This window comes from Senegalia sp. (in: firmicutes) (assembly GCF_052088025.1).
Taxonomy (GTDB): Bacteria; Bacillota; Clostridia; order Tissierellales; family SIT17; genus Anaeromonas.
The window spans coordinates 1-15,714 of the sequence record NZ_JBQCYD010000013.1; the positions used below are offsets into that span (position 1 = coordinate 1).

Annotated in this window: 19 protein-coding genes; all 19 read right to left on the minus strand. The window is 27.4% G+C overall.

The features are described from left to right. Nucleotides 1-82: 82 nt before the first annotated feature. The 19 genes from ACTHUW_RS04900 to ACTHUW_RS04990 all read right to left on the minus strand — a co-directional run bounded on the left by ACTHUW_RS04900 (nt 83) and on the right by ACTHUW_RS04990 (nt 15,574). Nucleotides 83-433, minus strand: coding sequence for a hypothetical protein (locus tag ACTHUW_RS04900; RefSeq protein WP_442198737.1), 351 nt, complete (start codon nt 431-433; stop codon nt 83-85). A gap of 109 nt (nt 434-542) precedes the next feature. Further along, the gene (locus ACTHUW_RS04905) at nt 543-1,433 is read right to left on the minus strand and encodes a zf-HC2 domain-containing protein (protein ID WP_442199177.1); all 891 of its coding nucleotides are present in this window, start codon (nt 1,431-1,433) and stop codon (nt 543-545) included. Continuing rightward, a complete protein-coding gene (locus ACTHUW_RS04910) occupies nt 1,430-1,933 on the minus strand; it encodes an RNA polymerase sigma factor (RefSeq protein WP_442199176.1) in 504 nt (167 codons plus the stop codon). Before ACTHUW_RS04910 ends, ACTHUW_RS04905 begins: the two co-directional genes overlap by 4 nt. A 104-nt stretch (nt 1,934-2,037) precedes the next feature. Further along, nucleotides 2,038-2,652, minus strand: coding sequence for a V-type ATP synthase subunit D (locus ACTHUW_RS04915; protein ID WP_442197543.1), 615 nt, complete (start codon nt 2,650-2,652; stop codon nt 2,038-2,040). A gap of 1 nt (nt 2,653) precedes the next feature. Then, a complete protein-coding gene (locus tag ACTHUW_RS04920; RefSeq protein WP_442210299.1) occupies nt 2,654-4,039 on the minus strand; it encodes a V-type ATP synthase subunit B in 1,386 nt (461 codons plus the stop codon). A 2-nt stretch (nt 4,040-4,041) separates the two neighbouring features. After that, a complete protein-coding gene (locus ACTHUW_RS04925; RefSeq protein WP_442212735.1) occupies nt 4,042-5,835 on the minus strand; it encodes a V-type ATP synthase subunit A in 1,794 nt (597 codons plus the stop codon). Further along, entirely contained in the window at nt 5,825-6,469 is a 645-nt protein-coding gene (locus ACTHUW_RS04930; RefSeq protein WP_442210296.1) for a V-type ATP synthase subunit E, read from the minus strand. The genes ACTHUW_RS04925 and ACTHUW_RS04930 overlap by 11 nt, the downstream gene beginning before the upstream one ends. Nucleotides 6,470-6,481: 12 nt before the next feature. Continuing rightward, on the minus strand, nt 6,482-6,790 hold the full coding sequence (locus ACTHUW_RS04935; RefSeq protein ID WP_442197547.1) for a V-type ATP synthase subunit F: 309 nt from the start codon (nt 6,788-6,790) through the stop codon (nt 6,482-6,484). A gap of 9 nt (nt 6,791-6,799) precedes the next feature. Continuing rightward, nucleotides 6,800-7,225, minus strand: coding sequence for an ATP synthase subunit C (locus tag ACTHUW_RS04940; protein WP_442197548.1), 426 nt, complete (start codon nt 7,223-7,225; stop codon nt 6,800-6,802). Between the two features lie 15 nt (nt 7,226-7,240). Then, complete coding sequence (locus ACTHUW_RS04945) at nt 7,241-9,205, minus strand: V-type ATP synthase subunit I (RefSeq protein WP_442212737.1); 1,965 nt, start codon at nt 9,203-9,205, stop codon at nt 7,241-7,243. Beyond that, nucleotides 9,206-10,267: a V-type ATPase subunit gene (locus ACTHUW_RS04950; RefSeq protein WP_442212739.1), complete on the minus strand. Its 1,062-nt coding sequence runs from the start codon at nt 10,265-10,267 to the stop codon at nt 9,206-9,208. 25 nt (nt 10,268-10,292) lie between these two features. Then, the gene (locus tag ACTHUW_RS04955) at nt 10,293-10,604 is read right to left on the minus strand and encodes a hypothetical protein (RefSeq protein WP_442212742.1); all 312 of its coding nucleotides are present in this window, start codon (nt 10,602-10,604) and stop codon (nt 10,293-10,295) included. Nucleotides 10,605-10,718: 114 nt separating this feature from the next. Beyond that, nucleotides 10,719-11,282: a class I SAM-dependent methyltransferase gene (locus ACTHUW_RS04960; protein WP_442212744.1), complete on the minus strand. Its 564-nt coding sequence runs from the start codon at nt 11,280-11,282 to the stop codon at nt 10,719-10,721. 94 nt (nt 11,283-11,376) lie between these two features. Further along, nucleotides 11,377-11,532, minus strand: a complete 156-nt coding sequence (locus tag ACTHUW_RS04965) for a hypothetical protein (RefSeq protein WP_442212746.1) — start codon at nt 11,530-11,532, stop codon at nt 11,377-11,379. After that, entirely contained in the window at nt 11,519-11,680 is a 162-nt protein-coding gene (locus ACTHUW_RS04970) for a spore coat protein (RefSeq protein WP_442210285.1), read from the minus strand. The genes ACTHUW_RS04965 and ACTHUW_RS04970 overlap by 14 nt, the downstream gene beginning before the upstream one ends. A gap of 1 nt (nt 11,681) precedes the next feature. Next, nucleotides 11,682-11,900 carry a hypothetical protein gene (locus tag ACTHUW_RS04975; protein WP_442197554.1) on the minus strand — a complete coding sequence of 73 codons (219 nt, stop codon included), beginning with the start codon at nt 11,898-11,900 and terminating at the stop codon, nt 11,682-11,684. 88 nt (nt 11,901-11,988) lie between these two features. Next, nucleotides 11,989-13,881, minus strand: coding sequence for an ABC-F family ATP-binding cassette domain-containing protein (locus tag ACTHUW_RS04980; RefSeq protein ID WP_442212748.1), 1,893 nt, complete (start codon nt 13,879-13,881; stop codon nt 11,989-11,991). A gap of 47 nt (nt 13,882-13,928) precedes the next feature. Continuing rightward, nucleotides 13,929-15,086 (minus strand): hypothetical protein, encoded by a 1,158-nt coding sequence (locus ACTHUW_RS04985; RefSeq protein WP_442199167.1) that lies wholly within the window; start codon nt 15,084-15,086, stop codon nt 13,929-13,931. A 20-nt stretch (nt 15,087-15,106) separates the two neighbouring features. Further along, on the minus strand, nt 15,107-15,574 hold the full coding sequence (locus ACTHUW_RS04990; RefSeq protein WP_442212750.1) for a hypothetical protein: 468 nt from the start codon (nt 15,572-15,574) through the stop codon (nt 15,107-15,109). Nucleotides 15,575-15,714 lie beyond the last annotated feature (140 nt).

Below are 15,714 nucleotides of genomic sequence, written 5' to 3' on the forward strand. Positions count from 1 at the left end.
TCGTTTCTTTTCTTTTACTTAGAAATTATCTCTTGACATATTACCAGATTGCTTTGATTTTAATTATAAATAAAAACTAAAACTATTCATTTACTCTTTTATTCATAATCAACATACTTAATCCTGTAAATACAGTAATAACAATAAAATAAACAGTAAATCCCCCCATAATGAATCTATGATAGACATCTCTTTCAAATATAATTGTAGATATTGACATAATTATTAATACTATTAGAATTATATATAACATAGGAAGTATGTATTTTTTATTATATTCCTTTATATAATCCTCATCTATTTTATGAAAATTTGCCATATATTTTTTTGCTTTGTGTGAATATAGATGAAGCTTTGTTAAGTTATTTCTCACTTGTTTAATCATAAAAATAATCATTATTTCAATTGATATAAGCACTAGGTTAAATAACATATAAAAATCCCCCTCAAAAACAATTATATATAAATAATATCTGAATTACCAGTAATTTGGAATTAAAATATAAAAAACTAGAACAGCTTTAACCATTCTAGTTTTACTCCTATTTATCTTTAATTTTCAAAAAACTATCTTTATATATTAACAGCATAGATATAAAAAATAATAATACACCTGTTAGGCTGACGAAGAAGAAATCTCTAATTATATTATACGTTACACCATTAGTTCCTAATATAATAATGTGCGATACCATATATGATAAGGATAGAACCATTATTGGTATAGTTATTTTATTTATCTTATGATTTCTTCTATATATTAATGAAAAAATCATAAATATAATAAAAACAATCCCTGCTATGGTGAGATAATAATTCATAGCTAATCTTGGAAGAGTGACTGTATTTTCTTCAAAAGATTTACCGTAAATAAGTTTATCTATATTCCCATCTTGATTTACATAGTATACTGCATCAACATTGTTTTCTTCTATCTTTATTACAGCATTCTTTACTTCTCCTTCATCTAATATATTGCTTAAATAAGTTCTCCAACTAACAATATCATATTGAGTTTCTCCTCCATATTCAAACTTCCTAATTTCATAATTAGATACCTCTTCACTAAATCCTATAAATAATTTCCCATCATCTTCTTCTATAGATTGAATAGCCTTGGGATAAATTATAGGTATGGGTTTTGTTAGCTTTTCAAAAGTTACAAACAAAATTAAAGAAACAATAAGTGCTGCTAAAATCCCTATATAAATATTTCTTTTTTTAAGTTTTCTTTTTATTTTTTTTAAGGGAATTAATTCTATATCCTTTTTAGCTTCATATCCTACACCATTTGCTCTTAATTCTTCATATTCATCCCTACATTTTTTACAATTTTCTATGTGTTCATCTACAAGTTTTACTGTATCTTCACTTGCTAAATCTTCTGCTACTAATGGTAGTAAATCCTCTATTACATCACAAGTTAATTTCATGATTTATCCTCCAATTCTTTTAGAATTTTCTTTCTTGCCCTGTGGAAAGTGACACAAGCCCAATTATCAGTTTTTCCAAATATATTCCCTATTTCCTTAAAACTTAAACCAGAATCAACTCTCAATCTAAAAACTTGTTCATAGGGCTCTTTAAGTGAAGAATTAATTATATTATTTATTTCTATGAATTCTTCTTTTAATACTATCTCTTTTTCAAAGAAATTGCCTCCTTTTTTTTCTATAATATCATCTAAATCTTTAGCATTATCCAGTTTTTTGTTTTTTCTTAAATATGAAAAATATTCATTTTTTGCAATTTGACATAACCATATTCTAAGCTTGGCATCTCCTCTAAATTTATCTATTGCTTTAATTGCTTTTAAGAAAGTTTCAGAAGTTATATCTTCTGCTATATATTTATCTTTAGATAAACTTAATATATAATAATATACATCTTTAAAATAAATTTGGTATATCTTTTCAAATTCTTCACTTGTCACTTTTTCACCTCCTTATATATAAGACGGATAAATCATTAAAATCTTACAATGTTTTTTAAAATGTAATAGTAAAAAACTAGAATAGTTTTACCCATTCTAGTTTCCTACTTCTTCTTATCCTTCACTTTTTTAAGTCTAAAAAAATCTTCTCTTTCTTTTTCTTCTAATGTTTCTTCTATATATTTTATTTGTTTTTTATATTTTGGTATTTGTATTTTATCTAGGGCGTTGGCTCTTTTTTGGGTTCTTTGTATTTCTGTTGCTAGTTTAAATACTGAGTTTTCTATTTCTGCTAATCTATATATTAGATATTTTATATTTTGAAAATCTACTACTGCTGTATCCAGTGCTGGGTTTGATCTGAATATTCCATATTGAGCTTTAAAATCTTTTTTATCGTATTTAACTTGTGGAATCTCTACTCCCATTACACTACGAAGGAGTATTTCAAAATCATCTTCTTTATTTATAGAAAGTGCAATCTCTTCTACACTATTTACACCCATTGTTACATTTGCATCTTGAAGTGCCTGGTATGAATCACTAAATGTAGTTCTGATTTGTCCTTGAACTTCTTTGGCTTCATCTATTAAATTCATCATCTCGCCTATTAATATGGTTCTCTTTTTATCTAATAAATCATAGCCTTTTTTAGCTAAATTCTCTGATTTTTGGGATTTCATTAAATTGCTTTTTGTTGGAACAATTTTTTTAGCCATATTATTCCTTCCTTTTGTAATGCGCGTACTTATCTATTAACTTTGGATCTATTCTATCTAATTCATTTTCAGGTAATATAGCAAGTATCTCCCAAGCTAAATTTAGTGTTTCTTCTATAGATCTATTTTCATCATGTCCTTGTTTTAAAAATCTACCTTCAAATTCTCGTCCAAATTTCATATATTTTTTATCACTATCAGATAGGTCATCTTCTCCTATGATTTGTGCAAGTTCTCTGATCTCTACAACTTGCGAGTATGAAGAAAATAGTTGATTTGAAACATCTGGATGATCTTCTCTAGTATAACCTTCACCTATACCATCTTTCATAAGTCTTGAAAGTGATGATAATATATCTACTGGAGGATATATATCTTTTGTATCTAAATCCCTAGCTAAAACTATTTGTCCTTCAGTGATATATCCTGTTAAGTCAGGGATAGGATGAGTTATATCATCATTTGGCATAGTTAGTATTGGTAAAAATGTAATAGAACCATCTCTATCTTCAAGCATTCCTGCCCTTTCATAAAGGGAAGCTAAATCAGAATAGAGATATCCTGGATATCCTTTTCTACTTGGAACTTCCTCTCTTGCTGATGAAATCTGTCTAAGTCCTTCACTATAGCTTGTTATATCTGTCATTATGACTAGTATTTCCATATTTTCTTCAAATGCTAAATATTCTGCTGCAGTAAGTGCACATCTTGGTGTTGTAGTTCTTTCTGCTATGGGATCATCTGCATAATTTATATACATTACTACATTATCAAGTACTCCTGATTCTTCAAAGCTTCTTATAAAGAAGTTTGCATCATCATGCTTTGAGCCAATGCTTGCAAAAACTATAGCAAATTCCTTGTCACTCTCAGAGCTTATCTTAGCTTGTTTCACTATTTGCGCTGCAAGTTCATTGTGACTTAGTCCATTGCCTGAAAATATAGGTAGTTTTTGTCCTCTTATAAGTGTGGTTAGGCAATCTATGGAAGATATACCTGTTTGTATGAAGTTTCTTGGATACTGTCTTGCTACTGGATTTATTGGTCTACCATTTATATTGTGGCTTTTACCTGTATAAATATCTCCTCCACCATCTATAGGACGCCCTAATCCATTAAACACTCTTCCCATTATATCTTTTGATAGTTTTAGAGTAAAAGGTTTACCTGTAAATTTAATTTTTGTATCTTCTGTACTCATTCCTGATGTTGTTTCAAATACTTGAGCTATAATATTTTCTTCTTCTATCTTTATAACTTTTCCAGTTTTATATTCATTATCTCCAGTTTCTATATTTATAAGTTCACCATATCCTACACCTTCTATGGCTTCTAAGGATATGAGTGGTCCATCTATAGTTTTGAGTCCTATATAAGATTTTTTCATTATTAAATCACATCCTCATTGCCATCATCTTTGTATTTTGAAATTAAATTAGTATAGTAGGATTTAATTTTTTCTTCTAAGTCATCTATTTTTTCTAGTTGATCGTTAGGAATATTGTATTTCATCTTTGTTACTTCACTAAATAAATCATCATTTTTTACTTGCGATATTGCAATACCTTCTTTTATAGCCTTGTTACTCATACTATATAAATACTCTATTACTTCAAGCATCTTGTATTGTTTTTTAAGTGGCACGTAAGTATCTTCTTTATGAAATGCATTTTGTTGCAAGAATCCATTTCTTATAACCTTAGCTATTTCTAAAACTAATCTTTGATCATCAGGTAGCACATCTTCTCCTACTAGTGAAACTATATCCTTTAATTTATCTTCTTCTTGTAATAAACTAAGCATTCTGTTTCTAAGTTTAAATACATCTTCATCTACATTTTCTCTGTACCATTCATCTAATACTTTTATATATCCACTATAACTTTCAAGCCAGTTTACAGCAGGATAATGCCTTGAATATGCAAGATCCTTATCTAATGCTAAAAATACATTGACAAATCTCTTAGTGTTTTCAGTTACAGGCTCAGAAAAATCTCCACCTGCAGGTGAAACAGCGCCTATTATAGTTACAGAACCTTCTTTGTTATTTAATGTATCTACATATCCGCCTCTTTCATAGAATTCTGCAAGTCTTGTTGGAAGATAAGCTGGATATCCTTCTTCTGCTGGCATCTCTTCAAGTCTTCCAGATATTTCACGAAGTGCTTCTGCCCAACGGGATGTAGAATCTGCCATTATTGCAACGTGATATCCCATATCTCTAAAATATTCTGCCATTGTAATACCTGTATAAATACTTGCTTCTCTTGCTGCAACAGGCATATTTGAAGTATTTGCTATAAGTATTGTTCTTTGCATTATAGGTTTTCCACTTTTTGGATCAATTAATTGTGGAAAGTCCTCTAATACTTCAGTCATTTCATTTCCTCTTTCTCCACAACCTACATATACTATGATATCTGCATCAGACCATTTGGCAAGTTGATGTTGAGTCATTGTTTTTCCTGTACCAAATCCACCTGGTATTGCTGCTGTACCACCTTTTGCTATGGGAAAAAATATATCTATTACTCTTTGACCTGTAACAAGTGGCATTTCTATTTGTCTTCTTTTCATTACTGGACGTGAATTCCTAACTGGCCAGTATTGATACATCTTTATATCATGTTCAATTCCTTTTTGATCTTTTAATACAAGTAAAGTTTCTTCTATATTGTATTTTCCACTCTTTTTTACATCTATTACTTGACCATTTATTTTGGGAGGTATCATTACTTTATGAGTTACAAGGGAAGTTTCCTCTACCTCTGCAAATATCTCTCCCGCCTTTAATACCTGTCCCTTTTCTACTAATATTTTAACATCCCACAGCTTTTCTTCATCAATAGATAAAAGACCTATTCCTTCAGGTATGAAGTTTTTTTCAATTTCATTTATTTTTTTAAGAGGCCTTTGAATACCATCAAACATATTTCCAATCATTCCAGGGCCTAGTTTTAGTGACAAGGGTCTCCCTGTAGGATATATCTTTTCATCCAGTGTTAAGCCTTCTGTTTCCTCATATATTTGAACGGTTCCAATATTGCCATCTAAAGATATTACTTCGCCAATTAATTTCTTCTTTCCCACTGTAACCATTTCTCTCATCTTGAAATTGCTCATGAATTTACCTTTTATAACAGGACCATTTATCTGAGTTATTATACCTTCTTTACCTTCCATTTTCTTCACCTACTTTATCAACTGTCTCATAAAACATATTTCCTATATATCCTTTGTTTTCATTCAGCTTTTCTAAAAGGCTAATATCTAAACTTATTTTATTGTTTTTATCTACTAATATTGCTCCACCGATTATAAGCTCCTCTGATTCAATTATACTTATATTTTCTTCTTTAAAGCCATTTTCTTTGACAATATCTTTAATATAATCTTTATTGTTTTTTATATCTGATTTTGAAACTTGAATTTCTAAAGTGTTTTTATTCTTTAATTCACACAAGCCTTTTTCAAGACTTTTTTTAAGATAATCCTTATAATCACTACTATTTGCGAATTCTTCTAATTGATTTTTTATATCTTCAATAATATTAGTAAAAAGTTGATTTTTTTTGAGCATTATATCTCTTCTAACTTGACTTATTTTTTGAGATATTTTTTTTGAGCTTTTTTCTTTTATTATATCTATCTTTTTTTCTGCATATTGTCTGTTTTGTCTTTCTATTTTTTCCCTATGTTTATCCATTTGTTCTTTATTATGCGCTTCTATTTTTTTCATTTTTTCATCTTGTATTTCTTTTATATCTTCAAAAACATGCTTTGAAAAAAGATTTAATTTTTCTTCAATGGTTATCAAACTTTCACCACCCTAAATTTTTATTCCTATAGATTCATTTATATATTTGCTTATGAAATTTTCCTTACTTGAATATCCATATCTATCGGGTATAGTAACTATAAGATGATTGTTTTCTTCTATTCTTATTTCCATCACCTTATCCATTACTTTTTCTTGTATCTTTTCCGTTATTATTATAATTCCTATGTTTTCATTCTTTATTGCTAAATTTAGCTCCTTTAATATTTCATCTTTTTCATTTACTATTACTCCATCAATCCCTGCAAGTCTCATTGCAAGAAATGTATCTCTATTATCACTTATTAAAAATGATTTCATCTTTATCACCTATACAAAGAGTATAAATATAGATACAATCAATCCATATATTGCAACGCCTTCTGCAAGTCCAACAAATATAAGTGTTTTACCAAGTATTGATGGATCTTCAGATACTGCTCCAAGTGCGGATGAACCTACAGCTCCAACTGCATATCCAGCACCAATTGCTGCAAGTCCTGTTGAAAGTGCTGCACCGATATACTGTAATCCTCCATTAGCAGCTTCTGCTCCCTCTGCAGCAGCTCTTACTGCATCTGGCACTAATATTACAAGTGAAGCTAACAAAAGTGGTACAAATGTAAACAAATTAACCTTCAAAGCTTTACTTAATTTGAATTTTGCTTCCTGTCCCTCTTTACCTATAAGATATACACCTGTTCCAATGGTCGCAAGTACTAAAAGCGTTGTCATAGCTAATATTAAAATAATCATCATTACCTCTCCTTTTTATTGGTTCTCTTTTTCTATTTTAAAAGGTCTGTAAATTCTGCCTTCTCCTCTATAAAACTTACTAAATAATTCGTAATATTCAAGCCTAAGTGCTTGTATTCCAACTATCAATCCTTCTAGGGCTATTATCACTATATTTCCAACAGTCAAAACCACTATGCTAAAGAATACATTATCAATTAACTCAGATATGACCTGAAATGCCATGAATAATCCTACATGCGTAAGTGCAAATGCTCCAATTCTTATAAATGAAAGTGTACTACTAATCATACTAAGTAATGTTTCAATTATTTCAAATGAGCTTTCTATGTAGTATGACGATACATCTTCACTATACAAGGGTCTTTTTGAAAATATAAGATTGGTTAATGGCTCTCTTACAATCATTATAGCAATAAATAAAAGTAAAATTAACATGCCTAAAAATAAGGGTATAGCTGGTAGCTTTATGATATTTTGTGCTATAAGATACAATATCAATGCATAAAATAATGCTCCCACTATTCCATTTTTACCAAACAATGCATCCTTATATTCCCTTAATTTGATCCCATTTATTATGTTAAATGTAAAAGAGATATATGTTAAAATTATACCAGCTAATACAGAAGATATTAAAATAGTTTGAATATTTTCAAATGGACTAATCAGTATGGCGGGAAGAATTTCCTCAAATCCAAACACACTACCATAAAGCACACCAAAGATCATTGAGCTTATTCCAACCCTAGAAATAAGTTTAGCAAATTTACTTCCATTCTTACGTGCTAAAAACATTCCTCCTAAAAATATTACAAGTCCCTGACCTACATCTCCAAACATAGCTCCAAAAAACAGCATATATGTTATTGCTAAAAGTGATGTTGGATCTATCTCATTATATGAAGGAGTTGCATACATCTCTATAAGGTATTCAAATGGAGATAATAGCCAATTATTCTTTAGTTTTGTAGGTGGATTTAAGACGGTTGTTAAATCTTCCTGATTTTCATAGTGAATTGTTAGATCTTTAATATCTTTAATCTTATCTTCAAATTCATTTATACAATTTGTAGGAATCCATGCTGATAAATAAAATAAATGCCTTGTTGCAACCATCAATTTCTTAAGTTCATTTACTCTCTCTTGAATTTTAAATATAGTATAGCATTTTTCTATTCTTTCTTTGTTGTCTGCTTTAAGTTTATCTAATTCATTTTTTATCTTTTGTAGTTCTTTATGTCTCTCTTTTTTATCTTCTTCTAACTTTTTGATTATATCTATTGGTTTACCTTTAAAGCCTTTTTTTATTTCTAATTTTTTAAAATTTAAAGACCTCAAAATTCTTTCTGTTTCAATCCCTAAATCAACTGGATATATTACTAAATATACTTCATCTCGATTTACAGTTCCTTCATGTATTACAATTGCTGGTATGTTTTCGTAATTTCTTTTTACTTTTATTCTATTTTCTTTGGTCAATGAACCAAAATAATAATTAAACTTTTCCATATTATCTAGATCTTCTATGTTTATATCTATATTTTCAATCAGTTTAAATCTTTCTATAGATTTCTCTGCTTCATATATTTCTTCTTGTAACTGATTTTGTTTTTTAACTATCGGTGAAAATTCTTTATATAAAGCATTTATGCTTTCTTCCATTTTTTCTAGCTTAATATCTTGCTTTAAATATTCTTTCTTTATCTTGAATTTATGATTATATGCATTTTCTATAATCTTCATTTTCTCTAAAGATTCCCTATAACTTTCGCTTAGTTCTAAAGGGTGAACACTAGCCATCCCAGCTAGACTATCTACATTTCTCTCTGTTACATCTAGATTAAATCTACTTTGTTTTATTTCGTTTAAGGCACTTACAACATCTAAATTTCCTGAAAGAATGATTTTCCTTGCTACATTATCTACATCCTTTATTGAACCTACAAGGTTTAACATAGACATTTTCTCTATAGCCATTTATTTCACCTCCTTGTGAATTTTTCTTATAATATATTTATTTATTTCATCTTTATCCAAATCATATCTCACACCTTCAGTAATAGATATAATATCCCTTATTTCATATTCTAAAAGATGTATGTAACTTATTGAAACCATTAAATCCATATTGCCTTCATGAAAATAATTTAAAAATCTACCATACATATATGATTCAAGTTTTATTTCCATATATAAATCTATATTCTTCTTATCTTTAAATAAAAAATCATATGGGGTTTTTGCAATCAAATCTATGAATTCATCTTCTGTTTTAGCATAGGTAAGTTTTTTGATTAAATCATAGTTAATCCTTTTTCCACCCTTTATTGCATAGTTAACAAGTTCTTCAGAAGAAAGATTAAAAAACTTACTTCCTCTATAAATCCATTCTATATTTAAGAGATCTATATTTATACCTAGTATATCTTCTAATTCTTCTCTATCAGATTTTTTTAAAGCTTGTACTTGTTCATATAGTTTTTTAAAATAAAGCCTATCTAAATTCATTTCAAAATAAAACATCAATCTATCTTTTTCTTCTTCTAAGTAAGGATAGAGAATATCATAATATATTGTTCCCTTTAAATTCCCTACTAGTTCCTTTGTAGTTTTAGATTTCATTAAGCTTTCATGATCTATGGTGCTATAAGGTCCTTTATAAAGAATCAGATCTTTTATAGAATCTAGATCTTCACCTCTTGAAATAGTTCTCAAATAAAGTTTTAGATCTTCTATTTCAAATTTATTAAATAAGGTTTTGATTATTTTTCTGTAATCACCTATAAAAAAATGAATTAATTTTTCATGTTGTTTTATCATATATTTTTTTAAATATAGTTCTAATTCATCCCTATATATGTCTTTTGTATCTATACCTTTAAAAGCTTTCTTATAACCTGTATTAGTTTTTAGATATTCTATGATTTCAGATACACTATTTTTTTCTATTAAATTTATATAGTCATCTAAATTAAGCATCTTGCGTTTTAAGGCTCTAACTTTAGTGTTTATAGCAGCAAATTTTGTGACACTACCCAAATTATATTCACTCCTTATATAAAGGCTATAATTGTAATATTTTACTTATAGATTCTTTAATCATCTCATTCTTTTTATTCATATATATTTTTTCAATGCCTTTAATTGTGCTTTCTTTTTTCAATTCTAATTCTATTATTTTTTGCTTTGTTTCTTTTTTTATTTCTTGTTTTTGTTCTTGTATTCTTTCATCAGCTTTTTCTTGTTCTTTTCTTTCAATATCTTCAAAATATTTCCTAAGATTTCTTTGCTTATCTTCTATAAGTTCTTTGGAGTTTTTTTCTAAATCTATAGCTTCTTTATCAATGTCAATTATTTTCTTTATAATTTCCTCCATTTTTTCACCTCTAATCCTTTTAGATGTCCTAACTATTATTATATTCCTTTAAAATCTTAAGTCAACTATATAGTAGTGAAATAGCTAAACAAAGTTAAAAAGACTCAAAATAACTTAAGCCTTTTTAACTATAATATAAATTGAATCTTCATATTCCATTTCAGTATAATAATCTACATCTACAACCTTAAACTTTTTACTAAATAATTCTAAAAGTTCACCTTTTTCATAATACACAAATTTCAAACCTTCTACTATTTCTTCTGAATTACCTTTCCAAAAACTATGCAGTGCCAGTCCACCCTCATTTAATATATTGTATTGTCTATTTATAGATTCTTTTAATTCCTCTTTATCTAAATGAATGAGTACCTTGTTTGAATAAATCCCATCAAATTTTTTATCTGTCTTTAATGTTTTAGCATCTAATAATAAAAGTTCTATATCTTTATTTTCTTCACTATATAAATCTAAAAAAGCTTTTGATTTATCAGAACCTACTACTTTATAGCATTTTTTTAATTCATCCAAATCTTTTCCAGGACCCATTCCAAGTTCTAAGACAAAAGAATCCTTTTTTAAATGTTTTTTAAATATATTTACAAGATAAGTTCCATCTATTCCTTCTGCCATTTTTATATATTCTTTAGCATTTCTAATACTATCAAAATAATCCATAACATCGCTCCATTCCTTAGCATATCATATAAATCAATTTATTATTAATTTATACCCAAAAAACTCAGGAAACTTCCTGAGTTTTTTAGATTATTTATTTCTTTGATTTTAAAGTATTTTGAGATTTAGCATATGCATTTGATAATTGATTACTTGGTGCATCATAAGGATTTTCCCATCCCTTTTTTACAGCAAGTTCTGTAATAGCAGAATGTCCTGTGACTATTTGATTTAAACTAGCTCCATACATTGGCTCTGAGTTCTGGAGTAGCACAAGTAAGCGTAGCATTAAGATATGCATCTGCAGCACCTTTTCCACCAGCTAACATATTGTTAATTATTACTTCATCATTAATATCTGTACCATTTTTAACCATATTATTTAATATAGAACTCATATTATTTTACCTCCTGAGTGGACGCAATATTATTTTCATTTATAAATTGTTGAATACCTTGTATTCTACCTTCCATGGCAAGTATTGAAGAATCTGCTACTTTTTGTAGATCTTGATCACCAATTAAATTTTTAACTGCCTTAGACATTGCTAAACCATCTTTTTCTAATTTTAATAATCCAGTTAAAGATAATAGTTCTGAATCAGCTAATTTCCTCATGTTTTTACCTCCATTTTTTTTGGATTCCTAATTATTGTGTGTAATAATTAAGAATTATAACCATGAAATTTTAGCCATTTTAATATCTTTATTTTTTTGCTCCATCTATTTCTTCAGCCAAATCATTTAAATATATCCATCTTTCCATCTTATCTTCTAATTTCTTATCCAATATTTTCTTTTCATTTAAAAGTTCTTCAAGTAAGACATAATCTGATTTAGTTTCATTTACTTTTTTCTCAATTTCTTCTATTTGCTTTTCTAGACTTGCTATAATTTCATCTATTTCTTCATATTCTTTCTTTTCATTATAAGAAAATTTTAATTTAGTGTTTTTAGGCTTTTGACTTTCTAGATTAGATTTTTTTTCTTTATTTTCTTTTTCAAATAAAGTGTTTACCTTTTGATCATTTTCTTTTTTAAATGCACTATAATTTCCTGTATGTTCTATTATTTCACAATTACCCCTAAATTCAAATAATTTTTCTGCCATCTTATCCAAGAAATATCTATCATGTGATACTGAAATTACAGCTCCTTTAAAGTTTTCTAAATAATCCTCTAATATTCTTAAGGTTTCTATATCCAAATCATTAGTAGGTTCATCTAAAAGCAGTACATTAGGTGTTTCCATAAGTACCCTTAAAAGGTGCAATCTCCTTTTTTCTCCTCCAGATAGTTTAGATATATAAGACCATTGTAAATCTTTTGGAAATAGGAAGTTCTCCATCATTTGAGACGCAGTTATTTTATCTCCATTAGCAGTTTCTATATATTCTGCACCCTTTTTTATATATTCAATAGCGCGAAGAGATTCATCTATATGATATGTTTCTTGTGAAAACATACCTATTTTCACAGTTTCCCCCACTTCTACATTACCACTATCTGCATTCTTTATACCAGCTATTATATTTAAGAGAGTAGATTTACCTATACCGTTTGGACCTATGATTCCCAATCTATCATCTCTTAAAACTGTATAAGAAAAGTTTTGTATTAATTTGTTATCACCATAAGACTTGGATATATTATCTAATACTATTATCTTTTTACCAAGCCTTCTTGTTCCAACTGATATATCTATATTTTCTTTGTTCAAATCAATTTCACTTTCTTTTAAATTCTCAAATCTTTGAATCCTAGCTTTTTGTTTGGTAGTCCTAGCTTTTGCCCCTGTCCTCATCCATTTTAGTTCATTGTTATATAATCTCTTTCTTTTTCCTTCTTCCTTTTCTAATAGTTCTTCTCTTTCTATTTTCTTTTCTAAAAAATAATTGTAATTTCCCATATATTCATAAATATTAGTATTATCTAGCTCTATTATCTTATTTGTTATTCTATCTAAAAAGTACCTATCATGGGTTATCATGAGTAATGCACCTTTTCTGCTTTTTAAATACTCTTCTAAATAATCTATTGATTCATTATCTAGATGGTTTGTAGGTTCATCTAATATAAGTAAATCACATGGCTTGATTAGAGCACTGGCAAGGGCTATTCTTTTTCTTTGTCCTCCTGATAAATTATCCACCTTTCTAGTAAAATCACTTATACCAAGTTTAGTTAGCATCTCCTTTGCTTCAGCTTCGAGATTCCATGCATTTTGCATATCCATTTTAGCAGATAATTTTATTATTCTTTCATTTTTAGTATTCTTATCTTCTATAGCTTCATTATATTCTCTTATAGTTTTCATGATTTCATTGTTACCATAAAAAACTTGCTCTAATATAGTAGCATTTTCTTTAAAATGTGGATTTTGACTCAAATATTCTATTTTCAGATCATTTCTTTTTATGATCCTTCCACTATCAGGAACAACATTTTCTGTAATTATTTTAAGTAAGGTTGATTTTCCTGTTCCGTTTATGCCAATTAGACCTATTTTGTCTTCTTCATTTATACCAAAAGTTATATTATTAAATAATTCCTTTTCAGAGTACCTTTTAGATATATTTTCTATAGTTAATAAATTCAATTTCTTCACCTCTTAATTGTTTCTATATATATTATATCATCTAAATCCTAAAAACCAAAAAGTCTAAACAAGGTTAAGAATGGAACATAAAATATATTATTTAAAAACACATCTAATATTACAAAAAACACAGGATATGCTAAAAAGGATAAGTCACTTCCTTTGATTTTACCCTCTCTATAAAATACAAAAGTAGCAATAGTAGTAAGGATATTTGTTATGATTGGTCCAATTATTCTATATATATTGCTATAGAAGAATGCTGGATAATATACTTCATTACCTTTTGTGAAATATACAAATCTAAATGCTATAATATTTGTAATAATATAAATTCCTATCATTCCTAAAATTTTAACCTTATCCTTACTATCTCCACTATTAAAATAAGTAAAAAAGAATATAGCCAGAGGAACTACCATAAAGAAAAGTAATATAAGTCCCCTTATAACTGTATACATTATAGAAATAAGTGGTATAACTACTACCTTTGAAAGAACTGACATATAATCTTCTTTTATTACACTTTCTCTATCAATCATATCCTTAGCATCACTAAAAATCCTTAAATCATATTCATTTGATACTATTTCACTAAATACTATATATTTATTATTATTTATTTCAGATACTGCAATTTTACTTGAGTATTTATCAGTAGTTGAGATGAAAGTATTATCAACTATTTCTCCATCTTCATTTAATCTAATATCAAAAATATCGTTTTTTTCAGAAGAAAAATTATTATTACCATTTTCTCCAGAACCTAATATATGGATATTATTATCTTCTACATATGTTTCTATATCTGAATCTAAATTTTCAATATTATACTCTCTTAAATCATAATCATTCTTTTTAATCTTATTGGTTAGCTTATCAATTTGAATGTTTTTTATCTCATTTATTCTAATACCTTTCTGATTGATTCTTAGAATATATGAAATACTTAACTTACCATCTAAATTATCAATATTTATATCTTTTATACTATAACCTGAATATTTATTTACATCTTCTAAAACTATTTTTTCACCATTATTTTTTAAAGGATAAAATGTAATTAATTCGCTTTCAACACCTTGATTTTCTATTGCAATTATATATTCACCTTTTTCATCAGCAGTATAATATGCACTTTTTATATTTTCAGTATTATCTTTTTCATATATGTTTTCTATTTTTTCATTTTCTATTTTTGACACACTTATCTTTTCATCATTGCTTATAGTAATATATATATATCTTCACCTTGTTCTTCTACCGTTAGATAGTTTACATCATCTATTATTTTAATAGGTTCGATAAATTTATTTGAGTCAAATTTAGATAAATATACGTTTTTTTCATAGAGATAAATATAATTATTCTTTACCAAATATGATTGATTTACCTTTTCAAATTCAAAGTTTGAAATCTCATTGCTGCCAGTCTCATCTATACTACCATCTTTGTTTATTATATTGAATTTTAAGATGTTTTTTGATTCTACATTTAAATTAAGTAATTTTTCATCTAAAGATGATAATTTAAAATCTCTATCCTTTGTTTTACCAAGCTTAAAGTCTTGACTCCAATCATCTGTAAAGCTAAGATTTCGAATGTTTAAAAGATTGAAAAAATGGATAGACAGCATTACCACAACTAATACTAATATAATTATAATTGTTCTAAAATATACTTTGTTTTTCATTTTATCCCCCGATTTCTTTGATTTTTAATTATCATTTAATTTTATCACATTTTGATTTTAAAATATATCAGAATATTGTGAAGAAAATAAAATAATTTGCTTTTAAAATTTATATTTATCTTAAATTATTGATATTCTTT

Bases quoted from the DNA above. Each gene is read 5' to 3' on its own strand.
- ACTHUW_RS04965 (WP_442212746.1), bottom strand. From the start codon at position 11,532: ATGTATGGAGCTAGTTTAAATCAAATAGTCACAGGACATTCTGCTATT.
- ACTHUW_RS04960 (WP_442212744.1), bottom strand. From the start codon at position 11,282: ATGGATTATTTTGATAGTATTAGAAATGCTAAAGAATATATAAAAATG.
- ACTHUW_RS04955 (WP_442212742.1), bottom strand. From the start codon at position 10,604: ATGGAGGAAATTATAAAGAAAATAATTGACATTGATAAAGAAGCTATA.
- ACTHUW_RS04975 (WP_442197554.1), bottom strand. From the start codon at position 11,900: ATGAGGAAATTAGCTGATTCAGAACTATTATCTTTAACTGGATTATTA.
- ACTHUW_RS04905 (WP_442199177.1), bottom strand. From the start codon at position 1,433: ATGAAATTAACTTGTGATGTAATAGAGGATTTACTACCATTAGTAGCA.
- ACTHUW_RS04900 (WP_442198737.1), bottom strand. From the start codon at position 433: ATGTTATTTAACCTAGTGCTTATATCAATTGAAATAATGATTATTTTT.
- ACTHUW_RS04925 (WP_442212735.1), bottom strand. From the start codon at position 5,835: ATGGAAGGTAAAGAAGGTATAATAACTCAGATAAATGGTCCTGTTATA.
- ACTHUW_RS04935 (WP_442197547.1), bottom strand. From the start codon at position 6,790: ATGAAATCATTTTTAATAAGTGATAATAGAGATACATTTCTTGCAATG.
- ACTHUW_RS04940 (WP_442197548.1), bottom strand. From the start codon at position 7,225: ATGATTATTTTAATATTAGCTATGACAACGCTTTTAGTACTTGCGACC.
- ACTHUW_RS04970 (WP_442210285.1), bottom strand. From the start codon at position 11,680: ATGAGTTCTATATTAAATAATATGGTTAAAAATGGTACAGATATTAAT.
- ACTHUW_RS04915 (WP_442197543.1), bottom strand. From the start codon at position 2,652: ATGGCTAAAAAAATTGTTCCAACAAAAAGCAATTTAATGAAATCCCAA.
- ACTHUW_RS04945 (WP_442212737.1), bottom strand. From the start codon at position 9,205: ATGGCTATAGAGAAAATGTCTATGTTAAACCTTGTAGGTTCAATAAAG.
- ACTHUW_RS04920 (WP_442210299.1), bottom strand. From the start codon at position 4,039: ATGAAAAAATCTTATATAGGACTCAAAACTATAGATGGACCACTCATA.
- ACTHUW_RS04990 (WP_442212750.1), bottom strand. From the start codon at position 15,574: ATGAAAAACAAAGTATATTTTAGAACAATTATAATTATATTAGTATTA.